The organism is Edaphobacter sp. FHG110511_03 (assembly GCF_059115365.1).
Genome location: NZ_JBZYWL010000001.1, coordinates 1704666 through 1721153 on the forward strand (window position 1 = coordinate 1704666; position 16488 = coordinate 1721153).

The 16488-nt window shown below is 53.8% G+C and carries 13 protein-coding genes; 6 read left to right on the forward strand and 7 right to left on the reverse strand.

Going from position 1 to position 16488, the window contains the following annotated elements:
* The first annotated feature begins 292 nt into the window (after positions 1-292).
* From AC5S26_RS06945 to AC5S26_RS06970, 6 genes are all read left to right on the forward strand, one after another.
* Complete coding sequence (locus AC5S26_RS06945; RefSeq protein ID WP_494184121.1) at positions 293-976, forward strand: class I SAM-dependent methyltransferase; 684 nt, start codon at positions 293-295, stop codon at positions 974-976.
* Positions 973-2442: a B12-binding domain-containing radical SAM protein gene (locus tag AC5S26_RS06950; RefSeq protein WP_494184122.1), complete on the forward strand. Its 1470-nt coding sequence runs from the start codon at positions 973-975 to the stop codon at positions 2440-2442. Before AC5S26_RS06945 ends, AC5S26_RS06950 begins: the two co-directional genes overlap by 4 nt.
* On the forward strand, positions 2439-4355 hold the full coding sequence (locus tag AC5S26_RS06955) for a methyltransferase domain-containing protein (protein ID WP_494184123.1): 1917 nt from the start codon (positions 2439-2441) through the stop codon (positions 4353-4355). Before AC5S26_RS06950 ends, AC5S26_RS06955 begins: the two co-directional genes overlap by 4 nt.
* Positions 4339-5382 (forward strand): radical SAM protein, encoded by a 1044-nt coding sequence (locus tag AC5S26_RS06960; RefSeq protein ID WP_494184124.1) that lies wholly within the window; start codon positions 4339-4341, stop codon positions 5380-5382. The genes AC5S26_RS06955 and AC5S26_RS06960 overlap by 17 nt, the downstream gene beginning before the upstream one ends.
* A 328-nt stretch (positions 5383-5710) precedes the next feature.
* Positions 5711-6013: a hypothetical protein gene (locus AC5S26_RS06965; RefSeq protein WP_494184614.1), complete on the forward strand. Its 303-nt coding sequence runs from the start codon at positions 5711-5713 to the stop codon at positions 6011-6013.
* 645 nt (positions 6014-6658) lie between these two features.
* Complete coding sequence (locus AC5S26_RS06970) at positions 6659-7273, forward strand: GntR family transcriptional regulator (RefSeq protein WP_494184125.1); 615 nt, start codon at positions 6659-6661, stop codon at positions 7271-7273.
* Between the two features lie 785 nt (positions 7274-8058).
* Here AC5S26_RS06970 and AC5S26_RS06975 read toward each other — a convergent pair.
* The 7 genes from AC5S26_RS06975 to AC5S26_RS07005 all read right to left on the reverse strand — a co-directional run bounded on the left by AC5S26_RS06975 (position 8059) and on the right by AC5S26_RS07005 (position 16385).
* Positions 8059-8535 (reverse strand): hypothetical protein, encoded by a 477-nt coding sequence (locus AC5S26_RS06975; protein WP_494184126.1) that lies wholly within the window; start codon positions 8533-8535, stop codon positions 8059-8061.
* Positions 8536-8702: 167 nt separating this feature from the next.
* The gene (locus AC5S26_RS06980) at positions 8703-9725 is read right to left on the reverse strand and encodes an LLM class flavin-dependent oxidoreductase (protein WP_494184127.1); all 1023 of its coding nucleotides are present in this window, start codon (positions 9723-9725) and stop codon (positions 8703-8705) included.
* Between the two features lie 337 nt (positions 9726-10062).
* Positions 10063-10635, reverse strand: a complete 573-nt coding sequence (locus AC5S26_RS06985; RefSeq protein ID WP_494184128.1) for a chorismate mutase — start codon at positions 10633-10635, stop codon at positions 10063-10065.
* 667 nt (positions 10636-11302) lie between these two features.
* Entirely contained in the window at positions 11303-12037 is a 735-nt protein-coding gene (locus AC5S26_RS06990) for a hypothetical protein (protein ID WP_494184129.1), read from the reverse strand.
* Between the two features lie 575 nt (positions 12038-12612).
* Complete coding sequence (locus AC5S26_RS06995; RefSeq protein ID WP_494184130.1) at positions 12613-13011, reverse strand: hypothetical protein; 399 nt, start codon at positions 13009-13011, stop codon at positions 12613-12615.
* Positions 13012-14098: 1087 nt separating this feature from the next.
* The gene (locus tag AC5S26_RS07000; RefSeq protein ID WP_494184131.1) at positions 14099-15307 is read right to left on the reverse strand and encodes a hypothetical protein; all 1209 of its coding nucleotides are present in this window, start codon (positions 15305-15307) and stop codon (positions 14099-14101) included.
* 4 nt (positions 15308-15311) lie between these two features.
* Positions 15312-16385, reverse strand: a complete 1074-nt coding sequence (locus AC5S26_RS07005) for an alkaline phosphatase family protein (RefSeq protein WP_494184132.1) — start codon at positions 16383-16385, stop codon at positions 15312-15314.
* Between the last annotated feature and the right edge of the window lie 103 nt (positions 16386-16488).

Below are 16488 nucleotides of genomic sequence, written 5' to 3' on the forward strand. Positions count from 1 at the left end.
AGCGACATCAGAACGGGTATCTGGCAAGGCGGAGCCAAAGTTGCTCTGCTGGAAGTGCGCAGCTCCATTGACTGCGGTGAACCTTCCCAGGAACGGAGAGTCTGATAACCTTCGCTGTCTCCAATGTGGCACAACTACGCTGCGCCGAGAGGGCATCTGGCGTTGTCTCTCTCCTGATCAGGCGCTTTTCTACGAACGTTTCATACGTGAATACGAAAGCATTCGTGCTTCCGAAGGCAGGGGAAGCAGCGATTCTGCCTATTACCTAAAATTGCCCTTCTTCGATTCCAAGATGAACAGCAGCCAATGGAAGATTCGCGCAAAGACTTTTCTGTATGTTAAGCGTCTATTGCTCAGACCTCGTGCCGCAGATGAAGCGCGCACTCTCCAAATACTCGATCTAGGTGCGGGTAATGGGTGGCTCAGCTACCGCCTTGCTCTACTCGGACACGCTCCAGTCGCCGTCGATCTTCTGACCAACGGACAGGATGGACTTGGTGCCTCGGCACATTACAGAGGAGTTCTTCCTAACCTGTTCCCGCGAGTGCACGCGAGCCTTGATATGCTGCCGTTCTCGTCTTCAACCTTCGATCTGGCCATCTTTAACGCATCCTTCCACTACTCGCAGGACTACACGCAAACTCTCGGGGAGGCTCTGCGTTGCGTCAGGCCCGGCGGCGCAGTCATCATCATGGATACTCCTTGGTACGCACGACAGCGGAGCGGAGATCAAATGGTCGCGGAGAAACAAAGCCGCTTTCAGCGTAATTATGGCTTTGCCTCGAATTCGATTGCAAGCCTCGAGTTCCTGACGCCCTCGCGCATTCGTGGCCTGGAGACGGCTCTCAAAATCGAGCTTCGGCCTCATATGCCTTTCTACGGTCTTCAATGGACGCTGCGGCCTCTTCTCGCCTGGATTCGGCAACGGCGTACTCCCTCTCAATTCCGAGTCTTCGTGGTGGAGGTTCCAACATGATCATCCTCTATCACCCTCGCGCTACGCGTCCGCGCAATCGTCGCCTTCCGCTTGCCGTTCTCGCCCTTGCTGCCGCCCTTGAAGGCAAAGAGGAATACGAGATTGTCGACGGTAACCTCGAAGAGAATGCGACAGAGCGTATCCTCCAACTCATCGATCAGCACAATGTCGAAGTGCTCGGGGTGTCCGCTATGCCAGGTCCCCAGATGGTCGCTGCGATGGAGACCTCGCGTGAGATCCGTCGCCTTCGTCCGGAAGTCCCCATCTGCTGGGGAGGCTACTTCCCCTCTATCTATCCTGATGCTGCTCTCAATGCTCGGTATGTTGACTATGTCGTCCGGGGACAGGGAGAAGATACCTTGCTCGAACTGCTCCAAGCACTGCGTGGTCACCGTGGTTTCGAGACCATCAAGGGCCTTCTTTACAAAGATCTCTTCGGCCTGCGTCGGGATAACGGCGAACGCCCTATGAAGGGCCCGGATGAATTCCCCTGGTCGCCATTCCATCGACTACCGGTAGAGAAGTATCTGCGTCCGTCCTTCTTCGGGAAGCGCACCGCCGTTCATCACGCCAGCATCGGTTGCCCTTTCAACTGCAGCTTCTGCGGAGTTCATGCGGCCTATGGGAACAAGGAGAAGTTTGAATCTCCCGAGCGCACTGTTGCTATCCTCACTCATCTTGTTGAAGCTTACGGAGCGGATTCAGTTCAGTTTTACGACATGAACTTCTTCCTCAGGGAAGACAAAGCGCGCGAGCTCTGCGATCGCATGGCGCACCTCAATCTACGCTGGTGGTGCGAGGCACGTGTCGACATCATGTCCCGCTACTCCGATGAGACCTGGGCCGCCATTAAGCGCGCCGGCTGCGCCATGATCTTCTTCGGCGCGGAGTCTGGCTCGGACTGGGTTCTCGAGGAGATGCAAAAGGGCATATCTACCGCCCAGACGCTGGAGATCGCCCGTCGCACCTATGAGTTCGACATCATTCCAGAGTTCTCCTTTGTCATTGGCAATCCAAACGATCCTGACCGTGATACCCGCGAAACCCTCAAATTTATTAGGAAGATCAAACGCATAAACCCAAACTCCGAAATCATCATTCAGCACTACACTCCTACTCCGCAGACCCACAAAGCCGGCGGCGAGATGTACGGCAACATAGCAGTACCTTTTCCTGACACTCCTGCGGGGTGGGCCACAGAAGAGTGGATGAATTTTACTTTGCGCATCGATACCAACGCTCCTTGGCTCAGGAGAAAGACGAAGAAGCTTATCGACAACTTCGAGATTGTCGTCGGCTCGCGCTGGCCTACCGTCCAGGATATCCGCGCGCCGCGTTGGAGCCGGCTTTTCCTCCAGGTTCTGAGTGCCTGGCGTTATGCTCTCCATATCTATAGTTTCCCGTTCGAGCTCCATCTTGCCAATCAGTTCATCGCTCTGCGCAAGCCAAAGCGGGAGAGCCTGTGACCTCTTGTGCCCAAGTCGACGAACTCAAGCAATCGCTCTTCGATCGCTGGGCTACGGTGTACGACACCGATCGCAATCCACTGCTGCGCCTTGAGGAGCGCCTCATTCCTCGATTCCTGCCCGAGGTCAAAGGGGCTCGTATACTGGATGTAGGCTGTGGCACTGGACGTTGGCTTCGCTGGTTAGAAGCTCTTTCTCCGGCAGCCCTCACTGGCACCGATAGCTCTCCTGCGATGTTGATCCGTGCCCGAGAAAAGCTGTCGCTCGCGACAACTCTCATCCATGCCGATTCCTCCGCGCTTCCCGTCCCGGATTGTTCTCAACAACTAGTCTTTTCCTCTTTCGTCCTCAGTTATATTGAGGATCTTTCATGTTTCGCAGCAGAGTGTTTTCGCGTTCTCGCCGATGGTGGCTCTGTTCTACTCTCGGACATGCATCCCCATACGGAAGCCACACGTGGGTGGACTCGCAGCTTCGCAGTCGATGGGGAAATGATCCGCATCGTCCCACATGCTCGCACGTTGCAGGAGATCCTTTCCATTTTTTGCGACCAAGGATTTGTCCTCAAGATTCTAGAAGAGCCGGCCTTCGGTCTTGCTGAACGACAGGTTTTTGCGGAAGCTGGAAAACTCGCCCACTTTGAAACGATGACGGCGGTACCGGCTATCTATATTTTGAAATTTGAAAAGCCGACGATGTGTCTGACTCTGCAGCACGCTCCATGGAGCACCGATGCAGCTACATGGAACCATACCCCTCTTGTCCTCGAGGGAACACGAATCTCTGACTCGGCACCCAATCGTATCCAGAACGCAGAATACATCGACCTTTCGGGATACGTCCTGCTCCCGGGGCTGATCAATGCCCACGACCACCTTGAGTTCGCGCTCTATCCAAACCTCGGTCGTTCTACCGATGCCGCGCCATACCGCAATGCAACCGAATGGGCTCGCGAGATCCATCTAACCCACGCATCTACGATCGAGCAGCACCGACAGATTCCCCTCGTCACACGCCTCTGGTGGGGAGCGATTCGCAACCTCCTCTGCGGCGTTACGACAGTTTGCCATCACAATCCACTCCATCCCGAGTTATTAACGTCGGAGTTCCCCATCCGTGTAGTCTCTCGCTTCGGATGGGCTCACTCACTCGCTTTCGATCCGCAGCTCTCACAGCGTTATTCCGATACGTCGGCCGATCAACCTTTCATTCTTCATGCTGCAGAAGGTACTGACGAGCGAGGCCGCGAAGAGCTGCTCCAGCTTGATCGTCTGCGTCTGCTCACGGATCGCACCGTACTCGTCCACGGCCTCGCGCTTACTGCGTCTGACATCGGGCTGTTGAACCATCGTGGTGCTGCCGTCATCCTATGCCCAACGTCAAATCGGTTCCTCTTTGGCCGCACAATGGATAAAAATCTCATCACTTCCATTGCGCGTGCAGCCATTGGAAGTGATTCTCCAATCACGGCGGTCGGAGATCTCCTTGAAGAAGTCCACTCGTTCTCTACACAGGAGATGTTGGCGGCAGACCTCCTTTACAGCTTCGTCACGACCAGTGCAGCTGAGATTCTCCATTTGCCTGACGACGCAGGCTGCATTCAGCCCGCCGGATCGGCAGATCTGATAGCCATTCGCGACTGCTTTACAACGCCTGCTGATACTCTCTGCGCAATAAGCTTCGCCGAAATCGAACTCGTTCTCGTCGCGGGTCGTATCCAGTTAGCCTCCCAACAACTCTACGAACGCCTCCCCAAATCTCTTCGCACCGGTCTCCATCCGTTGGTTGTATCTGGACACGTCCGCTGGCTTCGCGCGCCCATCGCTTCACTTATCGACATCGCGGAAGCAACTCTGGGCCGCAATGCGCTCCGTCTCGGTGGCAAGGAGGTGCATCGTGTCGCAGCTCTATGAGATTCAGCCAGCGGCGTCATCTGAGTTAGCCCGACATCGCCTGAGCCATCTTCCGATCCTACTGCTCAACATTCACACATTGTGCAATTGCCGCTGCGTCATGTGCGATATTTGGAAGCGTACCGAAGGTCGTGAACTCCCGGTTGCGGCCCTCGAACGCCACCGCGCTTCGATGATCTCCCTCGGCGTACGTAATGTAGTTATCTCCGGCGGCGAGCCTCTCTTTCACCGCGACCTTTCGAGTCTATGCGATTTCTTCCACGAACTGGGCATCCGCATTACCCTTCTTACTACCGGCCTGCTTCTTCACAAGAGAGCCACTCTGGTCGTCGGAAACATAGATGAGATCATACTTTCAATAGATGGTCCACCAGACGTCCACAACGCGATTCGCCAGATCCCGCGCGCCTTCGAAACCATCGCTCGCGGGGTGCAAGCTATACGAACTCTCAACCCTGCGCTTCCTGTCTCCTGTCGTACCACGGTCCAGAAACTGAACCACACGCACCTCTGTGCCACAGTAGATGCAGTTCGTGCCATCCAGCTTAATGGGATCTCCTTTTTACCTGCCGACATCACTTCAACGGCGTTCAATCGACAAGCCCGTTGGGAAGTACCGCGCCAAAGCGAGATCGCTCTCACCTCTTCTGAACTCCTCGCGCTTGAATCGGAAATCGAGCGTCTGATTGCAACGCATTCATCCGATCTAGCGTCCCAATTTATTCGTGAAAACGAGTCCAAGTTGCGGCGTCTCGCCGTGCGCTTTCGTGAACATCTGGAGAATATTCCACCTCAGGCGCCAACCTGTAACGCCCCATGGGTCTCGGCGGTTATGGAGGTGGATGGAAGCCTTCGTCCCTGTTTCTTCCACCCTCCAACCGCCTCGACACACGTCTCTACCCTTGAAGAGGCTTTGAACAGCCAATCCGCTGTGGCATTTCGAGCAAAGCTGGATGTCGCCACCAATTCGACTTGCCGCAACTGTGTCTGCTCGCTAAACTACCGCGCTTCTGAATTGCAAGCATGACTCGTAATCGGGATCTTCCTGGAACTTCGGCAATGTTAGCGACAAAGAAATAAGGCTTGATTCAATCGGACGACTCTCTGTCAGGCGATCGACACCGGCAGGCATGAGACTGATGTCACTTATGTCAATCGACAGTTTCCACTGACAATGTTCGGAGAAATTTTTGTCTAACAGTACGACAGATTTCCGGCATTGCAAAAAAAGTCAGATTGAATGCTCTTGACAACATTGGAGTTGGACAATGGGGTTATTTTGCTTACGTGAACCTACACGCAAATTTGATGATTGAAGATGAACTGTAAGCCTATTTTTTATAGATTCTTCGGATATCTTCAAAGATCACAAAGTCCTTTACCCGAGTGGCTATATTTTTCGTATAGATGCGCATGGGGGATGGTCTCTGCTGAGCACGCAATATAAGCAGCCAACCCGAATCCTCGCCTCCGGTCAAATACAGATAGAACAGAAGTGGCATCACGTTGAGTTACATCTCGAGGGAACTACAATTCAAGGCCTGTTGGATGGACGTCAGATTACCTCGGTACAGGACGCCACACATGTAGCCGGTATGTTTGGAATCGGTAGTGACTGGAGTGGCGTTCAATTCGATAATCTCCATGTCACACCTTAAAGATGCTTTACGATGAAATCTGTCGTAGATGGCGATGAGCAGGGTCTTGTAACCAAGAGAGATTGAATCGTAGCATCGTAATGCTGTTTGCCTTGATGGAAGGATCTAGCGTGCTCTCATAAAGTACGTAGATAGTTTTATCTGGCGCAACGGCGACATCACTATAGCCCGAACTCCCCAGATGCAACAAACGAGATATGGGCTCGGGCCGCAAATCGCCGTTGTTTTCGATTTGGCACAGTGATAGATTTGAAGAGCATATGGATAATTGATAATCGTTCATATATTTGTCAACTGTATTTTGAAAGATTTCCTGGAGGCGTAAGCGTTACCAGAAAATAAATTTGTTTTGCAAAGCGTTTCGGAAGAGATCGATCTCATGGAACGCTGGGTGCAGCATGAGTCCTGCAAACGACAGCGTTCCATCCGCGGCAGATCGCGAACACGTTCGTAGATAGGGTGACGAACGTTCGAAGCGCTCTTGAACGCACATGGCAGATATTTACACGCAGCAAAGCCAGCTCTCCTTGAGAGGGATCGTGATCTTACGAAAAGAGAACGCCAATTTGGGCTGCGTGGAAGCTTGATTACCGTAGGTATTCGATTTGCATTGTGCCCCTGATTTCTGTTCGATAAGATAGCCGCGTGGCTACAAAAGAACTCCTCCCGCTTCGTTCTCTCAGCAAATCGCGTGAAGTTTTTGAGCGTCTGCGCGATGCCATCTGGTCGGGAGACCTTGCTCCGGGGACACCAATTCGTGAATCTCATCTGGCGAAGCAATTGAACGTGAGTCAGGTTCCAGTACGCGAAGCTCTCTTGCAGTTGGAGCATTTAGGACTTGTGGTGCGGGTGCCAGACCGGGGTACGACTGTCACAAAGCTGACTCGTACTGAAATTTTGCAGATGATGGAAGTTCGTCGTCATTTGGAGGAGCTTGCGTTCCAGCTCGCAGCTCCGCGCATCACTAAGGAGGCAGAGGCAATTCTGCGATGCCATTTGACGAGGATGCAAGATTTGGTACTAAAAAAAGATCACTTCGGCGTAGCGGAAGAAGATTTCGGCTTTCATCGCACAGTATGGAAGGCCTCCGGCAACGATGTATTGGAGAAGACGCTTGAGCGCCTGTGCATTGCGGTCTATGCCTTCGTAAGCCTGAAGCGTCATGCGGCGGGTGAGACGATGAAATCAGCAGTTCGCTCGCACAAGTTGCTTCTGAATGCTCTGCTTCGGGTGATCCGGAGTGCATTCGTGCCAGAGTGATTGAACACCTTGCACCTGATGCCGTAATCCCATCATCCATCGCGGAATAGCGCATCCGAATAATGACCCATAAAATGGGAAGCGGCAATTTTTTGATTCGCCAGGACTTGGTAACCATAGAGGTTTCGTCCTGCGAGTGCCGCCAGCGTGAGCAGCGCCCCTGATCGCGAAGCCCACTGGTATGGTGCATCAGGTGTGCCGCAGCGCGATGCGCTCTCCAATGTCCGGCAATTCTGGGTGAAGACATTCGAGTTGGACTTGACACATCCCAACGGCACTGATCGGCCAACTCCACAGGCTCGACGCCGGGAATCGCCCCCTACAGCATCGACCATGTGTTCTGCATTGGTGGCACCGTATCGTCTCTGTAACCTGCCATATTGAGTTTCGTCTCTATCAGCAATGTGTTCCGCAACTGGAAGCCAAAGTTTTTATGCCGTGAGCGCGCCAATCCGCAAACTGCGACGATCGAAGCGGTGACCAGCACGGCGCAGATCGTAACCTGAGCGATGAGTAGGTCTTCGCACAGAAATCCTCGGCAACCTTGACAGCAACATCAGTTCCGTCATGACGCACGCACCGCGTGCCCCAGATAATTGCCGTAAAGGCTTGGACGCGGCAATCAGTTCGTTACGGACGAGGAGATGATCGCGCCCAGAATAAATTGCTCCGAACGGCTGAATACGCCGGTCCCCGATACCGAAAACCCGCGGTTCGACCAGCATGGGCGAGAAGGCGGAATCCTTCGCGCTTACGTCAAAAAGCGGCGACAATGGTGACGCGGGTTAAAGCCCGGCTTCCGGTTCGACGCTGTGGGCGGGACGCGAGATCCGAGCAGTGAAGAGATCGACCGGCCGGAGAACGAATCCGGCAACGAACCGAGGCACGCGGCGAAAGTCGTCGAGCAACGAACGGCCTTGGCCGGTGAGGAATCCACCATTGCGCATGACGTGCAAATGAAAGAGCGCAGAAAGCGCAGCGAAGAAGCTGACGGCCACTATTGTTCTGCCCGTGGCGACGGTATGGGTGAAGCGATGGGTGAACCAATCCAATAGCTGGGCTAGACAGGGAACGCCTAGAACCACGATCAGGTTTCCAAGCAATCGTGAACGAATCCGGAGAGCGTTTTGCTGAAGGCCCGCATATACCCCGGCGGTAAGCGTCACATATCCGACCTCAACAAGAACGACGGGCAGTGTGCCATGAAGACCAGTGTGGGCCATGGCCGCGAGGTAGACGAGCGAGCGGGCGGTGGCGCTCATCAGAGCACACTTCCAGTTCCAGTAGATAATGGCTTGCTTCAGAAAGGGAGAATGCCGTGGGAACATGCTTCCATGGTGGCTGTTGTGTTAAGAATGGAGCGTCAAACGTTGGTTACAGGTTGGCCGCGTATAGTATTGAGGTAGATTCCCCTCGGTGCTTTTGCTAATTAACGCCAGCCTAGAGCAGGGGCGACCAGAGTCAGAATTGCCTCCATTACGTGGGCATTGTAAGCAACGCCTAGCTGGTTCGGGATGGTAAGTAAAAGCGTGTCGGCCTCTGCAATCGCCTCGTCTTTTCTGAGCTGCTCGATGAGGACATCCGGCTCGGCAGCGTAGCTGCGGCCGAAGATCGCCCGTGTGGTTGTGTCCAGGAAGCCGATCGAGTCCTCTTCTTTGCCCCCTCGTCCGAAATAGGCGCGATCACGGTCGTTTACCAACGCGAAAATACTGCGGCTGACGGAGATGCGTGGAGTGCGAGTGTGGCCGGCCTTCTTCGATGCTGCGCGAAAGGCGCGGATCTGGGCTGCTTGTTGAATGTGAAACGGCTCCCCGGTCTCATCGTTTTTGAGGGTTGAGCTTTGAAGGTTCATTCCGAGCTTGGCGGCCCAAATGGCTGTTGCGTTCGAACCTGCCCCCCACCAGATACGGTCACGCAATCCTTCAGAGTATGGCTCAAGACGTAGAAGGCCTGGCGGATTCGCGAACATTGGACGAGGGTTGGGCTGAGCGAAGCCCTTGCCGCGCAGCAACTCAAGAAACTCTTCGGCATGTCGACGGCCCATGTCGGCATCGTCCTCGCCTTCGGCCGGACGATAGCCAAAATGACGCCAACCATCGATCACTTGCTCAGGTGAACCACGGCTGATGCCTAACTCCAGGCGCGAGCCAGCGATGAGGTCCGCAGCACCAGCATCCTCCGCCATGTAATGAGGGTTCTCGTACCTCATGTCGATGACGGCGGTACCGATCTCAATCTTTCGCGTCCTAGCACCTATCGCTGCAAGCAGGGGGAACGGCGATGCCAGTTGACGCGCGAAGTGATGAACCCGAAAGTAGGCTCCATCCATTCCCATGCGTTCGGCCTCCACCGCAAGGTCAATCGACTGCAGGAGCACGTCCGCTGCAGACTGCGTCTGTGACTGAGGTGAAGGTGTCCAGTGGCCAAAAGAGAGGAAGCCGATTTTCTTCATAGAATGCAAGTTTACAAAAGAAACGACGTCTGCCTCGAGAGAGGAATGCAAGCCTCGGCAGTTCGGATGGTGCCGTCCTGAGATATTGTCGGATTCACATTTGGTAGGCCAAACTGCTTACGATTGACAAGACAAGACTCGATATATCCAGCTGCAGACGCATCCGTACGGGTATCTCTAAAAAGCTAAGATCCCAATGATTGACCGCAGCGGCACACAACGCCGCGAAGCTCCATGGAGCTGTTGGCAGCGTAAAGAGGGGAAGCGCAGCAAATGCATTCTTGTTGAACCATTGCTGAATACGGCGTTTGCCAGAACGATTTCTCGCACAAATGATTCACGGCATGCACGCGCCAGCTAGAGCTCGGTCAAGCGTCGCCGCAGTAATCGGGCTGCTGCCTTGCGCATGCGTAGATACATACTTCCCAACAGCCCTAGCCATGTCCGTGCGGCACGTCTTAGTTTTACGAATCTCTACCGTGTCCACCAGTTCCGTGATCAGGGACTTCTGCACCTCGTCCAACTGCGGACGGATATTCTTCACCAAATCGACAGGCGCATGCTCCGGTGCTTTACCCGCCCGATACCAGTCCGCCAGTAGAGCGTACTGCACAAATTTATTGGCTTCGATCTGCGCATTGAAAAAGTTCGATATCGACGCTTCATCCAGCCCCTTTGCCACGCCATCCTTCGCTGCGGCTCGAATCACCTGTGCCTCTCGTGGCGCATCTTCCACGGCCTTACCGCTATCCCACTTCGCCAATGCTACCTGTTCTCCAATCATGAGTCGCCGCGCTGTTGTTTCGATCAGCGGTTGAAGCTGCTCTACGGTATTCTGCGCGTATGCCGCGCCCATCTCGCCAAGTGTGAAAGCGGCTACAACCGCTAATTTCCAACTATTAAAGTGCATTGTTTACCCCTGTTACCTCCAGTATGTCTCGAATCGCCTAAGAAAACGAATCTTGAGAAGAGTTCAAAGCGCAGGCTGGTCCCTCGTCACGAAGAAATCTTCATGGGAGCTCCAAGTAGATTCGGTATATTTAACGTGGCTTCATTCTCGATGATTCTGATCACTATATCCAAGTGAGGCCTCGCGAATTCAATGCGCGATGGCTCACTCTCAAACCCGGCTAGGACTTCGATCCACCAGCCTGCGAGACAGGCTTGGTTCCACTTCACCGTTGGGCAGTGTCTGATCCCACATTTGGAGCTCATGGTTCCCAAAATTCTGACGACCCGGCTTGTGTAAGCTGAGGCTCTTGTTGCCACTAAAACAAGTGTCCGTGGTGCAATGAAGCAGGATCAACATTACCTATAATGTCCAGATCTGAGCTGGATCTTCTCTAAGATCTGGTCCTCTTTCTAGATCGAATTGCCTTACAGTCGTCGTATAGCCGAAAAGACAAGATGACATCGATTCAGCGTTCGAAACATCGACGGCGGGTTCGTCTCAGCAAACACCACACACGTTTTTACGTCCAGATTGCTCGATAGATCGATTTAGCGAGGGGATCGCGTGGTGGCAATAGAGTCGTTCCATCGCTTCGGGTGGCGACGCGCCCGACCTCGGCTCTGCGCTAGAACGCACGTGCCAGGAAGTCCTGCACGATATCGAATGAGCCGTTGACCTGAATCTGCTTAGATTTGCAGAGATCTGCTCTGAAAGGCGGGTTACGTTTTCCGTGCTGGCCTGCATACATCCCTGCCTCTTTGGCGCATGCCTCGTCAAGGGGTTCAGGCGTATTAGCGCCTTTGAAGCGAAAGGTGCCTACGAGGCGGTAACGCACAAGCAAAGCATTCTTTGAGTTAAGCTTCTCTACCTTCGACAGAACGATGTGCGCGTCGTCCTTCCCATCGTCAGATGTCGCGAAGTACTGGGGATAGGCCATGTCGACGTAATCGGTCTTTGCATTGTCGGTGACGATGGAGAAGCGCGCACCTCCCGGAAGTTGGTCAAGGCCGGGAGTGAAGTGGAAGCTTCCATCAAGGCCGGTACTCAGCTCATACGTCTGAGCACCGCTCTCTTTATTCGCATCGATACCGAACCTGAATTCACCCTTTGTATTGGTGGGAAGAAAGGCCACGTTGATTTCATCGTTGGCAGCGACAAAGTGCTGGCTCACATCGCCTGAGATATCGGCAGTGAGAGATTTGGGGGTGCCCGTGGTCGAGCTTTGATTCGACGATCCGCTCGCGGACGCAGTGTCGGCTTCAGCGGGCTGCTTGCTCTTGCATCCCGTGAAACAGAAGACGCAGAGAAGTAGCGGAAGAAAGGTTTTTGGAATAAAAAGAAGGCATTTGTAAGCAGTCACGAAAATCCTATGGCGCTGGATGCGCATATGAGAGTAGAGGAGGATCATGCGAGTGAGCGTGGGTTCCTTCTGTTGTTATTGCTGCGAAAAGGATAGGTCAAAATTTCAGCAGCGACAACCGTGTTGCTATGCCAATATTCGACCCGGAGAGCTCCGCGCGCCATCCCACTGGCTAGTCTGTGACCGTGCTTTCCTATTTCCGCAGATATTAGCAAGTAGTTCGTCGGGAACAGCCTGGCAGTCATCGTGAACTTCATCATGAGCTCTGAGAGTTCACTGGGCATTCGTAAGAGGGTGCCGATTCGCAGGATCACTCAACTGAAGGCGACACCCAGAAACATAATGCCGTCATGCAGGTGATTTCCTGGTTGATGTCGATGCCCGATTATCCACGCGATAACGCAAAGCATCAATGAAACTGCGAGAAACAATTGTAACGAGTGAAGTTCGCGCATTCATGTTAACTATCTTGGCTCATCGCAGCTTCCAATGACACCAATATTATTAAGTATGAGTTGGCCTGGGTTGAGCTATGTAGACCTCTCTGTCTCGTCGTCACATTGACCGAACCAGCTCTATGCGACTGCGCCTGATGGCGTGATTGCGGCGAGACCGAGGTGCCAGGGATAAAGATTGCAGCGCGATGTCAAACGGATTGAACGGGTACGTTGAAAGCACCAGAACGGTGCTGACGAGCTTAGGCTCAGAAACAGAATCGATGGATATCCGAAGATCGCTTTTGGGACTGAGATCTGGAGAGTCGCGAACTCAGAGGGGGAGGCGTCGTAGGCGCCGGTCACGACATTGCCTGGAACTCTGTCGATGGCGGTGGGACGGATGCGTAAAGAAACAACTCTCAGACCATCGGGAAGATTATGGTGGCGCGAAGAGAACAGGAGAGGGGCTGGCCGCCGCCGAGTCCCCGAGTTCCGGTCCGTGGTGCGCGTGGCCAGCCGATAAGCATTCTTTTCCATAGTCAGGGTCTATAATGTTACCGAGCGGTGTGAGCTGGTTGCAGCGCATGTTGTATTGTCCCGCGATTCGCTCACATCTTTCCCGCTGGATTCGTGGGTCCCCTTACGCCGTTGCTCCCTCTCCTTCGGAGCCCGGCACGTCACCCGGCCATCTTTAAAGACTGAATGTCGCTTTGCCTTTCCTGGTCTTGGAAAGCGAGCATAGGGAAAGCCAGAGTCGATATCGGCGGGTCCGTACGCTCTATCTGCCCCTTGCCTGAATAGTTCCGGCCTCGGCCTGCTCCCAATTCCTATGTAGGTGTCGTTGTTGGAAAATTGGCAAACAACTAGGACGATTGATCAGGAGTTCTGAATGGAGTGTCGCAAATGCAGAAGCACGGCGAACCACCGCACGCGCCCCAGAGGATTCGAGAGGTTGTTGTCATTGTTCTCTCTTTTCCCCTTTCGCTGCGAACGGTGCGGTGCGAGGTTCCTCAGGATCGTGCGACCCGAACGTAAAGGGCAACCAAGCTAGCTCAATGATGAGTAATAAGTTATAGGCCATCATCAGAGCCAAAGGCGACACTGTCGAACGCGAGCTTTTGCTTTGCGTTCAGTACGAAGAGTCTCGGTGACCTGAAGGTAAATTCTTTGCTGAGTCCGGCGGAGACGTTACGGCCTCCGGGGGTGAGTGCCAATTGCAGCACGATTTTGTAGCAGCACTATTCTGCGAAGCTCACAATTGCGGCATCAATGCGGCGATTGTGACGGCAAAGCACCGGCTCCTTCCGCTTCTGCAAGAAAATACTGCCCGACCTGGACTTTGTCTATCACAACATCAAGTTCATCGACCCTGTACACACAAAAGTGGACCGGAGTTGACGATGCGTGAATTCTTGACACCTTGAAACGAGCGTATGAAAAATAGCCTTGTCAGAGGCGTCTATGGAGACTACGGTAAGCGCCCAACTACCGGTCCCAAAGTTGCGAGGTTGGACGACCTACCAAGACACACCTCAACAATCCTCAGCTTTTCGATAATCGGAATTCTTGTGGGTTGTGACTTCACATAAGTGCATTGGCGATTTATCGTACGTGAACAATTGAACTATCTGACGGCCCAGGTGACGATTTCTTCTAGTCTGGCAACGGAATTCGATGATGCTCCACGGGCAAACGATGGCCCTATCGCAACGGCTTGGGGACTGCCTTCGAACCAGGCGATGAATGAGGATCGGTCAGCACCCGACAGCCTTTGTTGATTGATCCAGTTGTAGTACGCTCCCATGTCTGCATCGATCAAGGATCCCTTCAAGTCCGGCTCCGAGCGGCTGTCGGTGCTGGACAGTAATTCGTTCATTGAACGCTCTCGCTGACGGGGTCCGAATCGCACAAGTAGGGTGAGCGGCTGTGCACGACGTAGCGCCTCCCGTGCTGTCCATTGCGCAAACGTAGTGCTGAATATCTGTGTGCCGGAGCCTTCTGTCAGCAGTTTCAACTGAAAGTGGTTCATCACCGTATCGCCCTGATTGTCGAGTCCGACGTCTGCGGGTTGTAATGCAGCTAGGTTTGTTCGCAGTTCCTCCGGCCCCATTCCCGGACGCTTGATCTCCGCTTGCATAGTGCGCAGGAGCGCAAGGCGTACGGGCTCCATCGCTTGATACGACACGCATGTGAGCATTGGGCTGTGTTCGATGGCCTGCCCGCCCTCGACATACCAATGCCCATACGGAAGCGAATAAGCCTGTGCGCGCGCGGCCGCCGCCTTCAGAAGTTCCAGTACACCGTTCTCAGGATTGACACGACTGAAGTATGTCCCATGTTCGCGGAGATTGCGGAACAAAAGACGATCGTAGGTGCTTAGTCCTTGCCCGATGATCGCAATTCCAAGTCTTGAGGTCGGCAGTTGCCCCGGGGTTACCGTTGCTCGCATCCGGTCACCGTATTCCATGGCAGCTTTGCGAAACTTATCGAGCTGGTGCGTCGACCACAGATATGCTGAAAGCTGCTCTACAAACTGAGCTGGCTGATTGAGCCAATTGAATTCTTCGAACTTCTTGGAAAGTGATAGCTCCCGAAACGATCGGAACCACTCCTGCATCTGCGCCGGTGAGAGCGATCCGAGCTGGGCAATCTCTCTGCTGATCTCTTGGCCCTCTATGGGAAACTTGTAGTCGTATTCAATTAGCTCGCGAAGCAAACTGGGCAGAAAACTCAGCGGCAACTGTTGCAGAGTCGTCAGGTTATTCACCGCGAGCTTTCGTGCCTCCGGAGGATAGCCGAGGAACTGTTCGGGTTTGAGATCGTGAGGAAGCATGAGATTAAAGTAAGTCCTGAATCGGCCGCCCCTGGGAGAGCGTCGCCTGGAATCCCATGATGGATCCAAGCGTTGGTACCAGATCTGTCGATTGCAGCGGGTGATCGTAGATGACGCCTTCGCGAACCCCTGCCCCCAATGCCATCATCCATGTGGTTCGCGATGAAGGGTCACCCGTGCGATGGTGTTGAAAGCCGTTCCCGCCCGCTTCCCCATCGGAGTCCCGGCCAAAGTCAGGCAGGATGACCATCGTCGTGTTGCCTGCATATTCAGGGTTGCTCTGGACAATCTTCCACAGTTCGGCGCAGAGTCGATCTGTCCTTCGGATAGCTTCAACATAGAGCGAATACGCGCCGGTGTGCGCTACGTCGATGTCGTGCATCGTAATCCATATCAGGCTTGGCGCCTGCTGCCGCATCAGTTGCTGCGCAACATAGATAGAAAGTTCATCCGGGCTCGAGATCGTCTTCGCTTGGGACTTAAAGTCCGTAACTGATAATTTCAGCATCGTCTCAAGCTGCTGGAGCTCAAATTCGTTGCCTCCTAACTGTGGCGCAAACAGCGGAGTTTCATAGTTATCGCGCAGCAGGTGCTCATAGTCGGTTGTTCCTTGTGACATTGCTGCCATCAGCAAATGCTTTGGCAGAACAACTTGCGCGCCCCAGCCCGGTCCGTATGGCCGGGAATCGCTCTCGCCGATATGGCTAAACCCGTTACTTGGTGCAACAACCCAGGCATCCGTCGGGGGCCGCTTGAGGTCCTTTCGGAAATATTCGAAGACCGTAGGATGCTGTGGCGGAACTGACGCGAAGTTGTTCAACGTCTCATAGACGCCTGTAGCAAGGCTCGCTGTAGCAACATAGTGTCCGAGGATTCCATGATTCACGACCTGCGTAAAGAAACTGGCCTGAGGAATCAGCTCCTTAAGCAGGTGCGGAATGTTCTCCTGCCCCTGAGGCGCGAATGTTTCCTGGTCGCGAGCGCCGCCACCAAAGGTGACAACAATCATCTTTCTCTTCTTCACCGGTCCCGCATAGAGAAATGGACTAGCTCCCGCCAGTGTCCCACCCAGAATCATGCCTGCAGAAGATCGGAGAAAGTCACGGCGGCTGCAACTAAGACCCTCACCTATGCCGCGTAAGGCAGGCCTGGAAAATGCATCGTTTATGAATGGTCCCGTC

Bases quoted from the DNA above. Each gene is read 5' to 3' on its own strand.
- AC5S26_RS07000 (WP_494184131.1), bottom strand. From the start codon at position 15,307: ATGCTTCCTCACGATCTCAAACCCGAACAGTTCCTCGGCTATCCTCCG.
- AC5S26_RS06975 (WP_494184126.1), bottom strand. From the start codon at position 8,535: ATGAGCGCCACCGCCCGCTCGCTCGTCTACCTCGCGGCCATGGCCCAC.
- AC5S26_RS06995 (WP_494184130.1), bottom strand. From the start codon at position 13,011: ATGGAAAAGAATGCTTATCGGCTGGCCACGCGCACCACGGACCGGAAC.
- AC5S26_RS06950 (WP_494184122.1), top strand. From the start codon at position 973: ATGATCATCCTCTATCACCCTCGCGCTACGCGTCCGCGCAATCGTCGC.
- AC5S26_RS06985 (WP_494184128.1), bottom strand. From the start codon at position 10,635: ATGCACTTTAATAGTTGGAAATTAGCGGTTGTAGCCGCTTTCACACTT.
- AC5S26_RS06945 (WP_494184121.1), top strand. From the start codon at position 293: ATGAACAGCAGCCAATGGAAGATTCGCGCAAAGACTTTTCTGTATGTT.
- AC5S26_RS07005 (WP_494184132.1), bottom strand. From the start codon at position 16,385: ATGATTCTGGGTGGGACACTGGCGGGAGCTAGTCCATTTCTCTATGCG.
- AC5S26_RS06980 (WP_494184127.1), bottom strand. From the start codon at position 9,725: ATGAAGAAAATCGGCTTCCTCTCTTTTGGCCACTGGACACCTTCACCT.